We start from the raw sequence: 16,437 nt of genomic DNA on the forward strand, positions 1-16,437 counted from the left end.
GGAACGCGGTGACCGCGTTCCGACCCTGGTTCGGTCGCTCGACGAGCGCGGGCTCAGACGGCGCGCAGTCCCTCGAGCAGCGGAGTGGTGGGGCGGCCGATCAGACGGGCGAGCGTCCCATCGGTCTCTGCCAGTGCGCCGTCGCGGATGCCGGCATCCAACGCCGCGACGAAACCTGCCGTGCCCTCATCGAGCCCTGCACCCGTCAGCGCAGCGAGCTGCTCGTCGAACGAGATCCGCTGGTAGACGACCTCGCGGCCGGTGACCTCCGAGAACGCTGCCGCGAGGTCGGCGTACGTCCACGCCACGTCGCCCCCGAGCTCGTAGATCTCGCCGATGTGGCCGTCCTCGAGCAGCACCACCGCTGCGGCATCCGCGAAGTCCTTGCGGCTCGCCGATGCGACGCGTCCTTCGCCGACACCGGCGGCCAGCGTGCCGGTCTCGGCAGCGGTCGCGAGGTCGCGCGCGTAGTTCTCGGTGTACCAGTTGTTGCGCAGGATCACCGCGGGCAGGCCGGAGGCCGCGATGGCCTCTTCCGTCGCCTTGTGCTCCGGCGCCAGGACCAGGTCGGAGGTGGTCGCCTTCGGTGCGCTCGTGTAGACGAACTTCGTGACGTCCGCCTTCACGGCGGCGTCGATCACGGCCTGGTGCTGCTCTGCCCGTCGGCCGACCTCGCTGGACGAGATGAGCAGCACGGAGTCGACGCCGGCCATGGCCACGTCGAGCGTCGACGGGGTGCTGTAGTCGATGACGGCGAGGCGGATGCCGCGGGCCGCGATGTCGGCGGCCTTCGCTTCATCGCGCACGCCGGCGACGATCGATTCGGCGGAGGCGCCGCGCTCCAGCAGGCTGTCGATGACGAGGCGGCCGAGCTGGCCGGTGGCTCCGGTGACGAGGATGGTCATGAAGTGTCCTTTCGTGGTGACACCTGACACAACCGCAGCGACCGATCGGAACATTCCATCGAGAGGGTACCCACTTTCAGGTAAGGTACCTACATCATGGTGAGTTTTGCGCAGATGAAGGAGACGACGCCTCTCGTCTTCGAACAGGGGTGCAGCACGCGTGTCGTCCTCGACCACGTGATGAGCAAGTGGGGAGTGCTCGTGCTCTCCGCGCTGTCTGACGGCACCCGCCGGTGGGGCGAGCTGCGCCGCGAGGTCGACGGCATCAGCGAGAAGATGCTCGCCTCGACGCTGCGCACGCTGGCCGACGACGGCCTCGTGCACCGCGAGTCCTTCCCGACCGTGCCGCCGCACGTCGAGTACAGCCTCACTCCGCTCGGTCGCGACCTCATGGACCGGATGCTGCCGCTGATGGAGTGGATCGCCGCGCACGCCGACGCGATGATCGGTCGCGCGGACTGACATCGGCCGCCTGTCCTAGGCTGGGCGGGTGAGAATCCGCCTCGACATCGCCTACGACGGCTCCCATTTCCGGGGCTGGGCGAAGCAGCCGGGGTTGCGGACCGTCCAGGGGACGCTCGAGGCGGCACTCGCGCGCATCGTCGGCTCCGAGGTGCAGTTCATCGTCGCTGGACGCACGGATGCCGGGGTGCACGCCAGCGGACAGGTCGCGCACGTCGACCTGGACGAGCAGCAGTGGGCGCGCATCGAAGCACGCCACGGCAGGGCGGCGCATGACCCCGCAGGATCCGTCGCCGGCCGTATGCGCGGCGTGCTCGGCGCGTACCCGGACGCCACGGTGACGCGATCGTCGCTCGCGCCCGAGGGATTCGACGCCCGATTCTCCGCCGTCTGGCGCCGCTACCGCTATCGGCTGGCTGACGAGGTCTCCGGCTTCGATCCGATGCGCAGGAACGACACGACCAGCATCCGGTCCCGGCTGGATGCCGACGCGATGGATGCCGCGGCGCAGACGCTCATCGGACTGCACGACTTCGCCGCGTACTGCAAGGCGCGCGAGGAGGCGACGACGATCCGTACGCTGCTGGACTACCGGTGGCACCGGGACGACGACGGCATCCTCGTGGCCGAGGTCAAGGCTGATGCCTTCTGCCACAGCATGGTGCGCGCGCTCGTCGGGGCATGCGCCGCCGTCGGCGAAGGGCGGCTCGATGTCGAGGACCTCGTGACGCTGCGCGACGCGCTGGTGCGCACGAGCGAGTTCAAGGTGCTCGCCGCTCGGGGGCTCACGCTCACCGAGGTCGGGTACCCGGCGGATGGTCTGCTCGCCACCCGTGCTGAGCAGACCAGGGCGCGGCGCGACAGGGACGCCTCGACGTCCGGATAGCGGGGGAGGGACACCATGGAGCCGGCAGATGAGCGGACGACGACGTTCGCGCAGGAGTTGCGCGTGCACCTCGACGCCCGCGGGAAGAGCCTCGCGGAACTGCACCGGCGCCTCGCGGCAACCCCGTCTCGATGGCGGCGCTCAGCCACTGGCGCTCGGGCGCACGCCAGCCGGAAGGAGCGCAGTCGCTTGCGGCGATCGACGACATCGAGGACATCCTCGGTCTCGACCGCGGTCAGCTGTCGCGCCTGATCCGCCCGGCGTCGCGCGTGAGCCGGCGATCGGAGCCGAAGCCCGCGTCCCGGCTGATGAGGTGAACCGTCAGGTCGAGGAGACGGCCATCGCGCTGGGCACCGTCGCGCAATTACCCGGAGCGGCGCAACGTGTGGCACGGGCTCGATCGGCAGAACAGGCAGGTCGTGATCTGGGTGCGATTCCCGGACGGCGCGGTGCCGGACTGGTGCGAGGAGTACACCGACGCCGGAACCGACCACGCCGTGAAGCCGCTGACGATCGGCCCGCGCTCCGTTCACGTGGCACGGTTCGGGTTCGGACCGGGTGTGCTCGGCATCCGCTGGGGGTTCGACGAGGACGACTGACGCCGTTCGGATGCCGTACTCCACAGCGCTACCCCGCACACAGCCGCAGGGTCTAGCGTGAGAGACGATGAAGGTCATCTCCTACAACCTGCGAAAGCACCGGGCGGCCGGTGAACTCGATGCGCTCATCGACGAGCACAGCGCGGATGTGCTGTGCCTTCAGGAGTGCGATGTGGCGGCCCTGCCGGAGCGCGTGGGCGATCTCGTGCTCGCCCAGGCGACGCAGGGGAACCGCCTGGGGCTCGCCGTCTTCTACCGCGAGAACACGTTCCGCCTGCACTCGATCCGCGCGATCGAGTTGAAGAAGTCATTGCACGACCGGGTGCTGCGCCCTGCGCATGAGCGGGTCCTCGGCGTGCGGCTGTTCGACATCGACGACGGGCGCGAGATGATCGTGGCGTCGTTCCACGCGGCTCCCCTCACGGCGCTCAACTCGCTGCGACGCAATCAGATCCGCAGCGCGCTCACCGAACTCGAGAAGCTCGGGCCAGGGGTTCCGATCCTGATGGTCGGCGACTACAACTACCCGGTGTTCAAGGAGAACCTCGGACAGACCGTTCGCGATCACGGGTACACGCTGACGCTGTCGGATGAGCGCACGTACACGCGCTACCGCGTGTTCAAAGGCCACTACGACTTCGCCACATCCGAGGGGTTCGACATCGACAGCATCCGCACGCTGCCGCAGCGCGCGAGCGATCATCGCCCGATCCTCATCACCGCCCGCCTCGAGTAGGCGCGTGATTCGCGATTCCGGCCGCAGTGCCGTAAGCTAACCCTTTGGTGCCATACTGCGGCACCGCGAACGTGAGCCCTCCACTGGCGTGTTCGCTTCGACAAGCTCAGCGAGCAGAAGCGAACCACCCCGGAGTGGGATTCACGAACTCCTCCGTTCGAACAAGAAAGCAGCACTATCGTGACGCGCACTTACACCCCGAAGGCCGGGCAGGTCCAGCGTGACTGGGTCGTCATCGACGCCACTGACGTCGTTCTCGGTCGCCTCGCCTCGCACGCCGCAGCGCTCCTGCGCGGCAAGCACAAGCCGACCTTCGCCAACCACATCGACTCGGGTGACTTCGTCATCATCGTGAACGCTGACAAGGTCGCGCTCACGGGTCAGAAGCTCCAGAAGAAGATGGCCTACCGCCACTCCGGCTACCCGGGCGGCCTGAAGAAGGTCTCCTACGAAGAACTGCTGGAGAAGAACCCCGTCCGCGCCGTCGAGAAGGCCATCCGGGGCATGCTCCCGAAGAACAGCCTCGGCCGCCAGCAGCTGGGCAAGCTCAAGGTCTACGTGGGCGCTGAGCACCCGCACGCCGCACAGCAGCCCCAGACGTACACCCTCGACCAGGTCGCCCAGTAAGCGCCGCAACGACTAAGGACATACTCGTGGCTGACATCCAGGACACCAACGAATTCCCGCAGAACTACACCACTGCGACCCCCGAGGCCGACGCGGCAGCGGAGACGGCTCCCCGTCCCGTGCTGAGCGTCCCGGGCGCCGCTGTCGGTCGTCGCAAGCAGGCCATCGCCCGCGTGCGTCTCGTCCCCGGCTCCGGCACGATCACGGTCAACGGCCGCACGATCGAGGACTACTTCCCGAACAAGCTGCACCAGCAGCTGATCAACGACCCGTTCACGGTGCTGAACCTCGCCGGTTCGTACGACGTGATCGCCCGCATCTCCGGTGGCGGCCCCTCGGGCCAGGCCGGTGCGCTGCGCCTGGGCATCGCCCGCGCGCTGAACGGCATCGACGTCGAGAACAACCGCGCCACCCTGAAGAAGGCCGGCTTCCTCTCCCGTGACGCTCGCGTCAAGGAGCGCAAGAAGGCTGGTCTCAAGAAGGCCCGCAAGGCGCCTCAGTACTCGAAGCGTTAAGCCCGACAGTCCTCCATGGCACTGTTCGGCACGGACGGCGTGCGAGGTCTTGCCAACGGCATCCTCACCGCCGACCTGGCGCTCTCCCTGGCCCAGGCGACTGCGGTCGTCCTGGGCCAGGGCCGTACTGCCGAGGCGCGCAAGGCGCAGGGCAAGCGGCTCACCGCCGTCGTCGCCCGCGACCCGCGCGTCTCCGGTGAATTCTTGGCCGCCGCCGTCTCGGCCGGCCTTGCCTCCTCCGGTGTCGACGTCCTCGATGCCGGAGTGATCCCGACCCCGGCCCTGGCGTTCCTCGTCGCCGATCGCGATGCCGACTTCGGGGTCATGGTCTCGGCGTCGCACAACCCTGCGCCGGACAACGGCATCAAGATCTTCGCCCGCGGCGGCGTGAAGCTTCCCGACGTCGTCGAGGAGCGCATCGAGGCCGCGATGTCCGGGGAGAAGCTGCTGCCCACCGGCGCGTCCGTCGGTCGCATCCAGCGCTTCTCGGATGCCGAGGACCGCTACGTCGTGCACCTGCTCGGCTCGCTTCCGCACCGTCTCGACGGCCTGCACGTCGTACTCGACTGCGCGAACGGCGCCGCTTCAGGCGTCTCTCCGGAGACGTTCAGGGATGCCGGGGCAGAGGTGACCGTGATCGGCGCCGACCCCGATGGCATGAACATCAACGACGGCGTCGGCTCCACGCACCTCGACCAGCTCGCGGAAGCGGTCATCCGCCTCGGCGCCGACGTCGGCATCGCCCACGACGGCGACGCGGACCGCTGCCTCGCGGTCGACGCCGACGGCCGGTCGATCGACGGCGACCAGATCATGGCGATCCTCGCGATCGCGATGAAGGAGCGAGGACACCTCACCGACGACACGCTCGTCGCGACCGTCATGAGCAACCTCGGTCTGCACGTCGCCATGCGCGAGCACGGCATCACGGTCCGTCAGACCGCTGTCGGCGACCGCTACGTCCTCGAGGACATGAACGCGAACGGCTACGCCCTCGGCGGCGAGCAGTCCGGACACGTCATCATGAGCGAGTTCGCGACCACCGGCGACGGCCTGCTGACGGGTCTGCACATCGTCGCCGAGATGGCGCGACAGAAGAAGACCCTCGCTGAGCTGGCGAACGTCATGACGGTGTACCCGCAGGTGCTCACCAACGTGCGCGGCGTCGACAAGGACCGTGTCGCAGAGGATGCTGGCGTGCAGGATGCCGTCCGCGCCGTCGAGCAGGCGCTCGGCGACACCGGCCGCGTCCTGCTGCGCAAGTCCGGCACCGAGCCGCTCGTGCGCGTCATGGTCGAAGCAGCGGATGCCGAGTCGGCGCAGGGCTACGCCCAGCAGCTCGCCGACGTGGTCAAGGAGCGTCTGGCGCTCTGAGCCGCAGAGCGGCGCCGGCTCAGATGCCGGTGCCGCTCCAGCTCATCGATTCGATGTAGCGCAGCAGCACGCCCTCGCGCAGCGCCCACGGCGACACCTCGAGTTCCTTCACATTCAGCATGCGCATCGCGGTGTGCAGCGCGACTGCGGCTGCGACGATCTGGAATGTGCGGTCGGGGGTGATGCCGGGCAGCTCCTGCCTGGCGGATGCGGGCAGGCGCGCGAGGCGGGGGATCCAGGAGCCGAGCTCTTCGCGGGGCAGGAGCATCCGGTCGATGCCCGACCAACCGGGTACGGGGTAGCCGACCAGTCGCGCGAGCGAGCGGATGGCCTTCGACGAGCCGACCACGTGATCGGGTCGGGGGAGAGCGTCGAACGTCGGCGTCACGTGCGACAGCACCGAGACGGCGTGGGCGCGGAGCCGTTCGACGGCCTCTTCACCCGGTGGGTCCTCCGGCAGGAACTCGACGGTCGTGCGGCCGGCGCCGAGCGGGACGGATGCTGCGGCATCCGGGATCTCGTTCGACCCCGCCGCGATCTCGAGAGACCCGCCGCCGATGTCGAGCAGCAGCAGCTGGCCGGCCGACCAGCCGAACCAGCGGCGGACGGCGAGGAACGTCAGCTCAGCCTCGGTCTCGCCGTCGAGCACCTGCAGCGGCTGGCCGAGGGCAGCCTCGATGCGCGCGATGACGTCCGGTCCGTTCGTGGCCTCTCGGACGGCGCTGGTGGCGGTGGCGAGCAGGGCGCCGACGTTCTCGGAGTCGGCGACGGTGCGTGCACGCGTGACGGCCGCCACGAGAGCGCGCACGCCGTCCTCCGAGATCGAACCGTCATCCGTGAGGTAGCGCATGAGGCGCAGGACGGTCCGATCGCTCGTCGTCGCCAGCGGCCTGCCGCCGGGGCGGACGTCTGCAGCGAGCAGATGGACGGTGTTCGAACCGATGTCGATGACTCCCAAGCGCACGGAGAAAGCGTACCGGCGCGCGGTGCCCGACCGCGGCGCGATTACACCCGCGCGGCGAGCCAGTCCGCCTGGCGCACCCACTGCGCGATCTGTCCGCCTTCGTGACCGTTGAACGGGTACGCGGCGATCTCGAGATCCGCTGAGGCGAGGTGGTTGTACGCGGCGTAGACGCTCGAGGGCAGGACGATACCGTCCATCAGGGCGGCGGAGAACAGTGCGGGCTGCTGGATGCGGCGCGCGAAGTTCACTCCGTCGAAGTACGACAGCGTCTCGAAGACCTGATCGATCCGGCCGCGGTGCACGGCGAGATAGCGCTCGATCTCGGCGTATGGGTGGTCGGGAGTCCGCTCCACCGACCGGCGGAAGTGGCACAGGAACGGCACATCGGGCATCGCGGCGAAGACGTCGGGGTGCAGGGCAGCGGCGGCGATCGAGATGCCACCGCCCTGGCTGGCGCCCGTCACGCTGACGCGATCCGCGCGCACGAAGGGGAGCTCGCGCGCGGTGTCGACGGCGCGCACGGCATCCGTGAAGAGTCGGCGGTAGTAGTACGTGTCCGGGTGCTCGATGCCGCGCGTCATGTATCCGGTCGAGGCGGATCCGGACCCGTGCGGATCGGGGGTGTCGCCGCCGGAGCCCCAGTTCGCGCCCTGGCCGCGGGTGTCCATGAGCACGTGGACGTAGCCGGCTGACGCCCATTGCAGCCGCTCGCCGGGGATGCCTCGGCCGCCGCCGTAGCCGATGTACTCCACAACCGTCGGCAGCGGTTCGTCGGTCCGCGGGCGAGTGACCCAGGCGCGGATCGGATCGCCGCCGAAGCCGCTGAACGTGAGGTCCTCCACGATCAGCTGGGTAACCGGGGTGTCGGCGGGGGTCAGCGCGAGCGGCGTCGCTGCGGTGCGCGCCTCGCTCAGCGTGCGCTGCCAGAACGCATCGAAGTCGGCGGGTTCGGCGACGGCAGGACGGTAGGTCTCGAGCTCGTCGAGGGGGAGATCAGTCAAAGCCACGGCATCACGGTAGCGGGTGGACTCGCGGTTTCGCGAAACGCAAGACGCGAGGTTGCGCGGGGTCGTAGAAGCGCCTATCTTTGTGTCGAAGCGTTTCGATGCTGTTTCGCACATGGGAGCGCTCTCCGATCGTTACCCGGGTGTGACGCCGCGAAGATTGACGAACCGTCGCCGACGTGGTTTATTCAATCGAAGCGATTCGACAACCTGCGGGCGAGGACGCCCCCGACGCGCAAGGCATGGCACGATGACGACCACGACCCTGACCGAGACCATGGTCACGCAGCTCGACGACGAGGAGCGCCCGTCGCGCGGGCGGCGCCGACCGCGGGACAAGCAGCAGGCGGGCGGGCGCAAGTCCTACGGCATGTTCCTCGTGATCCTGCCCTTCATCATCCTGGCGTTCCTGTTCTCCTACTTCCCGCTGTACGGCTGGATCTACTCGCTGTACGACTACAAGCCGGCGCTCGGCCTCTCCGGCAGCGAGTTCGTCGGCCTGCAGTGGTTCGAAATGCTGGTCAGCTCGCCGACGCAGGTCGCCCAGATCGCGCAGGTGATGATGAACACCCTCGCGATCAGCTTCCTCGGCATCGCCACCAGCATCCTGCCGCTCGGGTTCGCGATCTTCCTCAACGAGATCCGCGCCCCCTGGTTCCGCAACGCCGTTCAGACCCTGACGACGCTCCCCAACTTCATCTCCTGGGTGCTCGTCTACATGATCGCGTTCTCGCTCTTCTCCAGTTCCGGGCTCGTCAACAACGTGCTGGGCGACTGGGGCCTCATCACCGCACCGATCAAGTTCCTCGACACCGACCAGAACGTCTGGCTCACCATGACGCTGTGGAGCATCTGGAAGGGACTCGGCTGGGGCGCGATCATCTACCTCGCGGCGATCGCGGGCATCGACCAGTCGCTGTACGAGTCGGCCGAGATCGACGGCGCTGGGCGCTTCCAGAAGATGTGGTACATCACGGTGCCGCAGCTGATGCCCACCTACCTCGTCCTCCTTCTGCTGTCGATCGCCAACCTCCTGAACAACGGGATGGAGCAGTACTACGTGTTCCAGAACGCGTTCAACAAGGAGTGGATCCAGGTCCTCGATCTGTACGTCTACAACATCGGCATGACCGGCAACAGCCTGTCGATGGCGACCGCGATCGGGATGCTGAAGAGCATCGTGTCGGTCATCCTCCTGTTCACCGTCAACGCGATCGCCAAGCGTGTGCGCGGCGAATCGATCGTCTGAGAGGCGCACCATGACCGCTCTGACCGCACCCCCCACGCGCCCCGTCCGGCCCGTCCGTCCGAAGAAGCGCAAGGTCGAGGCCGAACGCCACGGCGGCGACGTGATGTTCGCGATCGTCAACTACACGGTGTTCGCACTCCTGGTCGTGCTGTGCGCGTACCCGTTCTACTACCTCATCATCAACTCGATCAGCGCCAACGACGTCTCGGCGCTCGGCGACGTCCGTCTATGGCCGATCGATGTGCACCTCGACAACTACAAAGAGGTGTTCAAGCTCAACGGGCTGCCGCTCGCGGCGGTCGTCAGCATCGCGCGCACCGTGATCGGCACGGTCTTCACCGTCCTCGCCTCGGCCTTCCTCGGATTCATGTTCACGCAGAAGAAGATGTGGGCCCGGCAGTTCTGGTACCGGTTCATCATCATCACGATGTACTTCAGCGCCGGCCTCATCCCGGTCTTCATCATCATGAAGAACCTCGGCCTGACCAACAACTTCTGGGTGTACGTGCTGCCGTTCATCGTGCAGCCGTTCTTCATCATTCTCGTCAAGACTTTCGTCGAGTCGATGCCGGAGTCGCTGCAGGAGGCGGCTGAACTGGACGGCGCGAACATCGTCCAGATCTTCTTCCGTGTCTACCTGCCCAACATGACACCGATCCTCGCGACGGTCGCGATCTTCTCCGCGGTGGCGCAGTGGAACAGCTTCCAGGACACCCTGATCTACGTCACGGACCAGAGCCTGTACACGCTGCAGTACCTGCTCTACATGTTCATCAACCAGGCCTCGAGTCTCGCGCAGGCCGCGCAGAACGCCGGCGGCGACCTGAGCGGCATCGTGTCGGCGGCGACGTCGCAGACGCCGACCTCGATCCGCATGACCGTATCGGTGATCGTCGTGCTGCCGATCATCTTCATCTACCCCCTGTTCCAGCGCTTCTTCGTGAAGGGCATCATGCTGGGCGCCGTCAAGGGCTGACGGCAACGCCCCGAGAGTCGCGCACACCCAAGAAAGGAAAGCAATGAAGCTGAAGAGGAAAGTCGCGGCGGGAGTCATCGCACTCCTCGCGGTCGGCTCGCTCGCCGCGTGCACCGGCGACACGCCCGAGACCGACGAGAGCCAGGTCGACGCGTTCCCGTCCGAGTGGGAGGACGAGATCACGATCGACGTATTCGACGGCCTCGCCAACTACATGGGCATGCAGGAGGGCTGGTTCGGCGAACTGGTCCACGAGAAGTTCAACATGAAGCTGAACATCATCGCGCCGAACGTCGCCGGTGGCGGCGACACGCTCTACAACACCCGCGTCTCGGCCGGGGATCTCGGCGACCTCATCGTCACGGACAAAGGCCAGAAGCTCGACGAACTGATCGAGGGCGGTCTGGTCCTCGACACGTCGAAGTACTATCCGGCGATGGAGAACCTCGATCGCTTCGAGAAGGCGGTCGACAAGCTCAACGACGGCAAGGACGGCGTTTACGCGTTCCCGACGTCCGTGTCCAGCATCCTGCCCACCGAGCCCAGCGAGGGGCTCGAGCCGACGTTCGGCGCCTACCTGCGCTGGGACCTGTACTCGCAGCTCGGCTACCCGGAGATCAGCACGCTCGAGGACCTGCTGCCCGTCCTGAAGGACATGCAGGATCTGCAGCCGACGGCTCCGAACGGCAAGAAGGTCTACGCGCTCTCCCTGTTCAAGGACTGGGACGGCAACATGATGAACAACGCCAAGCAGCCGATCACGTACTACGGCTACGACGAGCTGGGCTTCGCGCTCGCCAAGGGCGACGGATCCGACTACCAGGGCATCCTGGATGACGAGGGCGAGTACCACCGCGTCCTGAAGTTCTACAACGAGGCGTACCGCATGGGTCTGGTCGACCCCGAGTCGACGACGCAGAACTACGACACGCTGTGGTCGAAGTTCCAGAACGGTCAGGTGCTGTACTCCTGGTGGCCCTGGCTGGGACAGGCCGCCTACAACACCGAGGACAACATGAACGCCGGCAGCGGCTTCATGCTGGTGCCGATCGAGGATCAGACGATCTACTCCTACGGTGCAGAGGCATACGGCGGCAAGCAGGTCCTCGCGATCGGATCGCAGGCCGAGGACCCTGAGCGCATCGCCGCGTTCATCAACTGGCTGTACTCGGCCGAGGGCAGCTACACGAACAGCAGCCAGACGCAGGGCGCCGCCGGTCTCGAGGGTCTCACGTGGGAGCTCGGCGACACCGGACCGGAGCTGACCGAGTTCGGTCAGGAGGTCTTTCTGACCGGTGACGCGACCGTGCCCGAGGAGTTCGGCGGTGGCAGCTACATCGACGGTGCGTCGACGCTGAATGTCAACGTCGTCCTTCCGAACGACGTCGACGAGGCCACGGGCCTGCCGTACAACTACCAGTTCTGGCCGCACTACCAGGAGCTGACGACCAATGAGCTCAAGGCGGACTGGTCATCGCACATGGATGACGCGACGAGCACCATGGAGTACCTGCGCGGAAACGACCAGCTCCTCGTCGGGCCGGGCGCGAGCTACACGATCCCCGCGGATGACTCGCAGACCGAGGCGCTGCGCAACCAGGTGAAGGCCGTCGTCGTGCAGTACTCGTGGCAGGCGACGTTCGCCGAGAGCGAGGCCGACTTCGAGAAGCTGTGGGCCGACCTGCAGGACACCGCGAAGGGTCTCGGCTACGAGGACGTGCTCGAGGTCGACCTCGACCGCGCCAAGGAGCAGAACGACGCCCGCGTCGCGGTCGCGGAGGAGTTCGCGGAGTAAGGGCTCTCCCTCCCGCACGCACAAGGGGCCCGGCTCGTGCCGGGCCCCTTTCGCGTGCGCCGGGGCGGATGCCGTGGCTCGCGTCGGGGTGGGGTGCTGGTGGGGGCCGCGTGTGGTCGCTTCGGGGCGGTGGTGGAGGCCCTTTGGGGCCTGTGGCGGGGGAGGGTCGGCCGTGCCGGGATCTCCGCGGGTCGTGTCAGTGCGGTGGAGGCGACCATTAGGGACGCCTTGCGATGCCGCGCGGCCGTGGCAGGCGGGCCGACAGCGCGAGATCAGCCGCGGCGGGCGAAGACGCTGCGGAACAGGAACGCCGTCGCATACGCACCGATCGAGAACCCGATCGTGACGAGGACGACCCCGAACATCGGGAACACCACGGTGATGCACACCAGGGCGATCGGGATGAGCAGGATGCCGAACGTGCGCACCGGCTCTGCGGCGGGGAGCAGCAGTGCGTTCTTGAGCGTCTGGCGGAACGGCGTGGTGAACACGGCGGTGAGCGCCATCGCGAACAGGAAGGCGGCGAACAGGTAGATCGCGGCGATGGTCGCCACGATGGTCGCGGCTCCGGCCAGCAGGCTCGGGTGCGACGCCCAGAACACCGCGCTCGCGGCCAGCAGCAGCATCGGAACGGCGAGGCACAGTCCGAGCAGGCTGGCGCGCACGGCGTTACGACCGAAAGCGGGGAAGAAGTCCTTCACGGGGCGTCCGCTCTCGTCGTCCGAGTAGCGGATCATGACCTCGTACAGCGCGCTCGTCGCCGCTGGGATCGTCACGACAGGGATGCACATCGCGAGGTACATCACGTTCAGTGCGATGAATCCGAGGAACGAGGACATTCCCTGGAGAGACCGGCTCTCCGGGTCGATCTTCATGACGCGGAGGCGGATGCCGGAGCATCCGAGGCGGACTCGAGAAGGGGAGCCAGCAGCTGCACAGGCGGCAGATCGTGCCCTTCCAGCAGCTGCAGGATCGCGCGCGTCGCGCTGGCGCCGAGCTCCTCGGCCGGGACGTCGATGCTGTCGGTGAGAGTCGGCACGGTCCGCGCAATGTTCGCGGGACACAGCGCTATCACGTCCAGCTCCCGCCCGTCGGGGCCGGAGTCGAGGCGCCCGGCGACATACGGCAGCGCGCCCTCGTTGTGGAACAGTATGCCGGTGACATCGGCGCGCTTGGACAGGATCGCATCCACCGCGGCCACGGCTTCCTGACTGCTCGGGCACGCGTGGACCTCGGCATCCAGACCGAGCTCGCCGGCGGCGGCGAGGAAGCCGCGACCCAGGCGGTCGGCGTACGACGTGTGCCGCGCCATGACCTCCTCCGGAGCGCCGATGAGCGCGACGTGGGTGTGGCCGAGCTCGGCGAGACGCGTCGCGGCCAACCGGCCGGCCGCCTCGAAGTCGAAGTCCACGCAGGCGATGCCGTCCGCGCCGGACGGAAGGCCGATCAGCAGTGCGGGCGTCGGCAGGTCCTCGAGGGTCGCGATGCGCGGGTCATCGGACTCGATGTCCATCACGAGCAGCGCATCCACCATGGAGGCGCGGGCAGCCCTGCTGAGGCCGGCGGCATCGTCGCTCGTCAGCAGCAGGATGTCGTACTGATGCGCGCGCGCTTCGCGCACGACACCGGCGACGATCTCCATCACGACGTGCACATCGACGCCGGCGCGCAGCGGAGCCTGCAGCCCGATGACGTTGGTCGAACGGGATGCCAGTGATCGCGCACTCGCGTGCGGACTGTACTTCAGGTCCGCGATGGCCTGCTCGACACGGTCCCGCGTGTCCTGCGAGATCGTCCGCTTGCCGCTCATGACGTAGGACACGGTCGAGATCGACACACCGGCGGCGCGTGCGACTTCGGCGATCGTCACCATCGCGACTCCTTCGGCTCGATGATCATGTCTTCTCCCGGCTGCAGTCCCCGCGTGGTCTCGTCCAGACCTGGGCCCGAGATCACGACCGCACGTGCGGTATCAGAGCGCAATCGTACCCGGATGATGACGCCGGCCCGCCAGACGAGATCGACGCGGACGCCGCCGCGCGCGTACAGCCCGTCGACGGCGCCGTCCGCCCACGCCGGCGGCAGAGCGGGCAGCACGCGGATGCGGGTCTGCGCCTCGTCGGTGCCGTGCGAGTGCAGCAGGGCCTCGGCGACGCCGGCGGTCAGGCCGAGGTTGCCGTCGATCTGGAACGGCGGATGCGCGCTGAACAGGTTCTCGTAGACGCCGCCGCGCTGACCCTTGTCGTGCTGCGCCGGGCGCAGCGACAGCCGGAGCTGGTCGTGCACGCGCCCGCCGTCGCCCAGTCGCGCCCACATGCAGGTGCGCCAGGCGAGCGCCCAGCCGGTGGATTCGGGTCCGCGGGCGAGAATGGCGTTCGCGGCCGCCGTCGCCAGCTCGGGGGTGCCATCCGGCGTGATCGCGGCCAGCGGGTACAGGCCGACCAGGTGCGACAGATGCCGGTGCAAGGGTTCGGCATCCGCGACGTCGCGATCCCATTCGGCGAGGCGCCCGTCCGGGAGAACCCGCGGATCGGGCAGCAGCGCCGTCACGCGGTCGAGCTCGGCGAGCCACGCCGGCGCGATACCGAGCACCGACGCCGCGCTCGCGCACGCCGCTGACAGCTCGCGCAGCAGCGTGACATCCATCGTGGTGGACTCGCCGAGCGCTCTCGGCACCCCGGCGTCGTCGAGGAAGCGGTTCTCGGGTGATGTCGACGGACTCGTCCACGCGCGTGAGCCGTCCGTGCGGACCCAGCTCAGCGCGAAGCGCGCCGACCCCTCCAGCACCGGCCAGATCTCGGAGCGCAGACGGTCGGCATCGCCGTCGAACGCGAACGCGTCCCACACCTGCAGGCTGAGCCAGACCCCGCCCATCGGCCAGAACGCCCACGACGGGTCGCCGGAGCCGTCGCCGACGGGGGCGGCGTGTCCCCAGGCATCCGAGTTGTGGTGCAGCGCCCAGCCGTCGGCGTCGTGCAGCTCGCGGGCGACCGCTCGGCCGGTGGTCGAGGCCACCCGGCTGACGAAGGCGCGCAACGGGTCGAGGCACTCCGGCAGGCCGGTCACCGCGGCCGGCCAGTACGCCATCTCGAGGTTGATGTTCGTCGTGTAGTTGCTCGACCACGGCGCGGGCAGCTCGGCATTCCAGATGCCCTGCAGCGTCAGCGGGACGGATGCGCGATGCGACGACGAGAGGAGCAGATACCGGCCGTAGTGGAAGGCGAGGGCCGCCAGTCCCTCGTCTGGGTGCTCCTGCGCCAGGGCGATCCGCTCGGACAGCGGCAGTTCCTCCGCACCCGGCGCGGACGGCAGCGCGAGCGCGCATCGCGCGTACCGCTCCCGGTGCGCACGGATGTGCTCCTGACGCAGGTCAGCGGCGTCGGATGCCGTCGCGACTGCGGCCCGAGCGATCGCGTCGCGCGTGTCGGCGGGCTCGCCGGGAAGCGGAGGGGCGGTCGCGGTCCCGATCAGCAGCACGTGCTCGCGTGCCGGCTCCGTGGTGAGGATGCCGTCCTCCGCCGTCGCCTCGACCGTCGAAACGATCGAGATCGCCGCTGTGCGGCCGAGAGCCTCGTCGTAGCGGATGGGCTCGGCGGCATCCGCGTGCCCCGGTGCGACGTCGATGGGCAGAAGCCACTCGACGCCGAGGGTGTCGTCCTGCGCGACGCGGTTCAGGCGGAGCAGGCTGTCGGCCGAGACGCGCACGCGGACCGGCTGCTCGGCCGCGATGCGGTGCACGATGGCGCCGGCTTCGGCATCCGCCCAGGTCTCGTGCCTGACGCGGCCGGCATCCGAGGTGTACTCGTGCGCGGCGATCGCGGTGCGCAGGTCGAGGGTACGGACGAGCGTCGCTCTGTCGCCCGTCACACCGATCAGGTCGATGTCCACCTGACCCAGCGGCATGAAGGCCTGCGACCAGGGGGTCTGCTGCCGCTGCACCAGGCGTTCCGCCTCGTCGCCGTCGCCGCGGGCGATGGCTGCGCGTGCGGCGTCCTGCACCGCCGGATCGCGATCCTCGACACCCGCCAGCGGGTCTTCGATCGCGACGCCGGACCACGCAGTGATGTCGTTGAGATGCAGGCGCTCGCCGCCGACGCGGCCCTCGCACATGGCCCCGCGAATGCTGTCTCCGACGGGGAACGCCGCTGTCCAGCGCTCGGCGGGACGATGGTGGCGCAGGACGTGGAGGTCGTCGGGCAGGGGGGTGGAGGGGGTGTCTGCGGCCTCGACGCGGCGGTCGTGAACGGGAGCGTGGAGGGCATCTGCGGCCTCGATGGACATCGGCACGTGGCTAGTATATGGTCTCGTTGTTGAAACGCTTCGACAACTCGATCCAGAACCGGAA

General features: G+C 68.1%; 17 protein-coding genes. 11 read left to right on the forward strand and 6 right to left on the reverse strand.

Translation table 11 applies throughout. The features are described 5' to 3' along the window. Positions 1 to 53: 53 nt before the first annotated feature. Positions 54 to 905 (reverse strand): SDR family oxidoreductase, encoded by an 852-nt coding sequence (locus ACWAT3_RS07315; RefSeq protein WP_460797117.1) that lies wholly within the window; start codon positions 903 to 905, stop codon positions 54 to 56. Positions 906 to 998: 93 nt separating this feature from the next. On the opposite strand from ACWAT3_RS07315, the gene ACWAT3_RS07320 reads away from it, so the two are divergent. From ACWAT3_RS07320 to glmM, 8 genes are all read left to right on the forward strand, one after another. Then, entirely contained in the window at positions 999 to 1,367 is a 369-nt protein-coding gene (locus ACWAT3_RS07320) for a winged helix-turn-helix transcriptional regulator (RefSeq protein WP_460797729.1), read from the forward strand. 28 nt (positions 1,368 to 1,395) lie between these two features. Next, positions 1,396 to 2,253, forward strand: a complete 858-nt coding sequence (gene truA / locus ACWAT3_RS07325; RefSeq protein ID WP_460797119.1) for a tRNA pseudouridine(38-40) synthase TruA — start codon at positions 1,396 to 1,398, stop codon at positions 2,251 to 2,253. A 131-nt stretch (positions 2,254 to 2,384) separates the two neighbouring features. Beyond that, positions 2,385 to 2,570 (forward strand): hypothetical protein, encoded by a 186-nt coding sequence (locus tag ACWAT3_RS07330; RefSeq protein WP_460797120.1) that lies wholly within the window; start codon positions 2,385 to 2,387, stop codon positions 2,568 to 2,570. Positions 2,571 to 2,636: 66 nt separating this feature from the next. Further along, positions 2,637 to 2,852 (forward strand): hypothetical protein, encoded by a 216-nt coding sequence (locus ACWAT3_RS07335; RefSeq protein WP_460797122.1) that lies wholly within the window; start codon positions 2,637 to 2,639, stop codon positions 2,850 to 2,852. 67 nt (positions 2,853 to 2,919) lie between these two features. Beyond that, the gene (locus tag ACWAT3_RS07340; RefSeq protein ID WP_460797124.1) at positions 2,920 to 3,588 is read left to right on the forward strand and encodes an endonuclease/exonuclease/phosphatase family protein; all 669 of its coding nucleotides are present in this window, start codon (positions 2,920 to 2,922) and stop codon (positions 3,586 to 3,588) included. A 180-nt stretch (positions 3,589 to 3,768) separates the two neighbouring features. After that, a complete protein-coding gene (gene rplM / locus ACWAT3_RS07345; protein ID WP_460797126.1) occupies positions 3,769 to 4,215 on the forward strand; it encodes a 50S ribosomal protein L13 in 447 nt (148 codons plus the stop codon). A 26-nt stretch (positions 4,216 to 4,241) separates the two neighbouring features. Further along, positions 4,242 to 4,730, forward strand: coding sequence for a 30S ribosomal protein S9 (gene rpsI / locus ACWAT3_RS07350; RefSeq protein ID WP_460797127.1), 489 nt, complete (start codon positions 4,242 to 4,244; stop codon positions 4,728 to 4,730). 15 nt (positions 4,731 to 4,745) lie between these two features. Then, a complete protein-coding gene (gene glmM, locus ACWAT3_RS07355) occupies positions 4,746 to 6,104 on the forward strand; it encodes a phosphoglucosamine mutase (protein ID WP_460797129.1) in 1,359 nt (452 codons plus the stop codon). A gap of 19 nt (positions 6,105 to 6,123) precedes the next feature. Here the strand turns inward: glmM and ACWAT3_RS07360 are convergent, their stop codons facing one another. Together ACWAT3_RS07360 and ACWAT3_RS07365 are read right to left on the reverse strand one after the other, a co-directional pair. Next, on the reverse strand, positions 6,124 to 7,068 hold the full coding sequence (locus ACWAT3_RS07360; RefSeq protein ID WP_460797131.1) for a Ppx/GppA phosphatase family protein: 945 nt from the start codon (positions 7,066 to 7,068) through the stop codon (positions 6,124 to 6,126). A 41-nt stretch (positions 7,069 to 7,109) separates the two neighbouring features. Continuing rightward, positions 7,110 to 8,075 (reverse strand): acetylxylan esterase, encoded by a 966-nt coding sequence (locus ACWAT3_RS07365; RefSeq protein ID WP_460797132.1) that lies wholly within the window; start codon positions 8,073 to 8,075, stop codon positions 7,110 to 7,112. A gap of 247 nt (positions 8,076 to 8,322) precedes the next feature. Between ACWAT3_RS07365 and ACWAT3_RS07370 the strand changes: the two genes are divergently transcribed. From ACWAT3_RS07370 to ACWAT3_RS07380, 3 genes are read left to right on the forward strand one after another with little or no spacing between them, the layout of a single operon-like run. Continuing rightward, positions 8,323 to 9,321 (forward strand): ABC transporter permease, encoded by a 999-nt coding sequence (locus tag ACWAT3_RS07370; RefSeq protein WP_460797134.1) that lies wholly within the window; start codon positions 8,323 to 8,325, stop codon positions 9,319 to 9,321. A 10-nt stretch (positions 9,322 to 9,331) separates the two neighbouring features. Next, the gene (locus ACWAT3_RS07375; RefSeq protein ID WP_460797136.1) at positions 9,332 to 10,297 is read left to right on the forward strand and encodes a carbohydrate ABC transporter permease; all 966 of its coding nucleotides are present in this window, start codon (positions 9,332 to 9,334) and stop codon (positions 10,295 to 10,297) included. 43 nt (positions 10,298 to 10,340) lie between these two features. Beyond that, a complete protein-coding gene (locus ACWAT3_RS07380) occupies positions 10,341 to 12,092 on the forward strand; it encodes a type 2 periplasmic-binding domain-containing protein (RefSeq protein ID WP_460797138.1) in 1,752 nt (583 codons plus the stop codon). Positions 12,093 to 12,364: 272 nt separating this feature from the next. On the opposite strand, the gene ACWAT3_RS07385 is transcribed toward ACWAT3_RS07380, so the two are convergent. The 3 genes from ACWAT3_RS07385 to ACWAT3_RS07395 are packed head-to-tail and all read right to left on the reverse strand — an operon-like array spanning position 12,365 to position 16,373. Then, positions 12,365 to 12,967: a DUF624 domain-containing protein gene (locus ACWAT3_RS07385; RefSeq protein WP_460797140.1), complete on the reverse strand. Its 603-nt coding sequence runs from the start codon at positions 12,965 to 12,967 to the stop codon at positions 12,365 to 12,367. Further along, positions 12,964 to 13,965 carry a LacI family DNA-binding transcriptional regulator gene (locus ACWAT3_RS07390; RefSeq protein WP_460797142.1) on the reverse strand — a complete coding sequence of 334 codons (1,002 nt, stop codon included), beginning with the start codon at positions 13,963 to 13,965 and terminating at the stop codon, positions 12,964 to 12,966. Before ACWAT3_RS07390 ends, ACWAT3_RS07385 begins: the two co-directional genes overlap by 4 nt. Further along, positions 13,959 to 16,373, reverse strand: coding sequence for a glycosyl hydrolase family 95 catalytic domain-containing protein (locus ACWAT3_RS07395; RefSeq protein ID WP_460797731.1), 2,415 nt, complete (start codon positions 16,371 to 16,373; stop codon positions 13,959 to 13,961). Before ACWAT3_RS07395 ends, ACWAT3_RS07390 begins: the two co-directional genes overlap by 7 nt. Positions 16,374 to 16,437: the final 64 nt, after the last annotated feature.

The sequence above is a fragment of the Microbacterium sp. GXF0217 genome (assembly GCF_054798195.1).

Excerpts from the sequence above, each read along its gene's own strand:
- ACWAT3_RS07375 (WP_460797136.1), top strand. The coding sequence starts at position 9,332 with ATGACCGCTCTGACCGCACCCCCCACGCGCCCCGTCCGGCCCGTCCGT.
- ACWAT3_RS07380 (WP_460797138.1), top strand. The coding sequence starts at position 10,341 with ATGAAGCTGAAGAGGAAAGTCGCGGCGGGAGTCATCGCACTCCTCGCG.
- ACWAT3_RS07395 (WP_460797731.1), bottom strand. The coding sequence starts at position 16,373 with ATGTCCATCGAGGCCGCAGATGCCCTCCACGCTCCCGTTCACGACCGC.
- ACWAT3_RS07390 (WP_460797142.1), bottom strand. The coding sequence starts at position 13,965 with ATGGTGACGATCGCCGAAGTCGCACGCGCCGCCGGTGTGTCGATCTCG.
- ACWAT3_RS07340 (WP_460797124.1), top strand. The coding sequence starts at position 2,920 with ATGAAGGTCATCTCCTACAACCTGCGAAAGCACCGGGCGGCCGGTGAA.
- ACWAT3_RS07330 (WP_460797120.1), top strand. The coding sequence starts at position 2,385 with ATGGCGGCGCTCAGCCACTGGCGCTCGGGCGCACGCCAGCCGGAAGGA.
- glmM (WP_460797129.1), top strand. The coding sequence starts at position 4,746 with ATGGCACTGTTCGGCACGGACGGCGTGCGAGGTCTTGCCAACGGCATC.
- ACWAT3_RS07315 (WP_460797117.1), bottom strand. The coding sequence starts at position 905 with ATGACCATCCTCGTCACCGGAGCCACCGGCCAGCTCGGCCGCCTCGTC.
- ACWAT3_RS07370 (WP_460797134.1), top strand. The coding sequence starts at position 8,323 with ATGACGACCACGACCCTGACCGAGACCATGGTCACGCAGCTCGACGAC.
- ACWAT3_RS07385 (WP_460797140.1), bottom strand. The coding sequence starts at position 12,967 with ATGAAGATCGACCCGGAGAGCCGGTCTCTCCAGGGAATGTCCTCGTTC.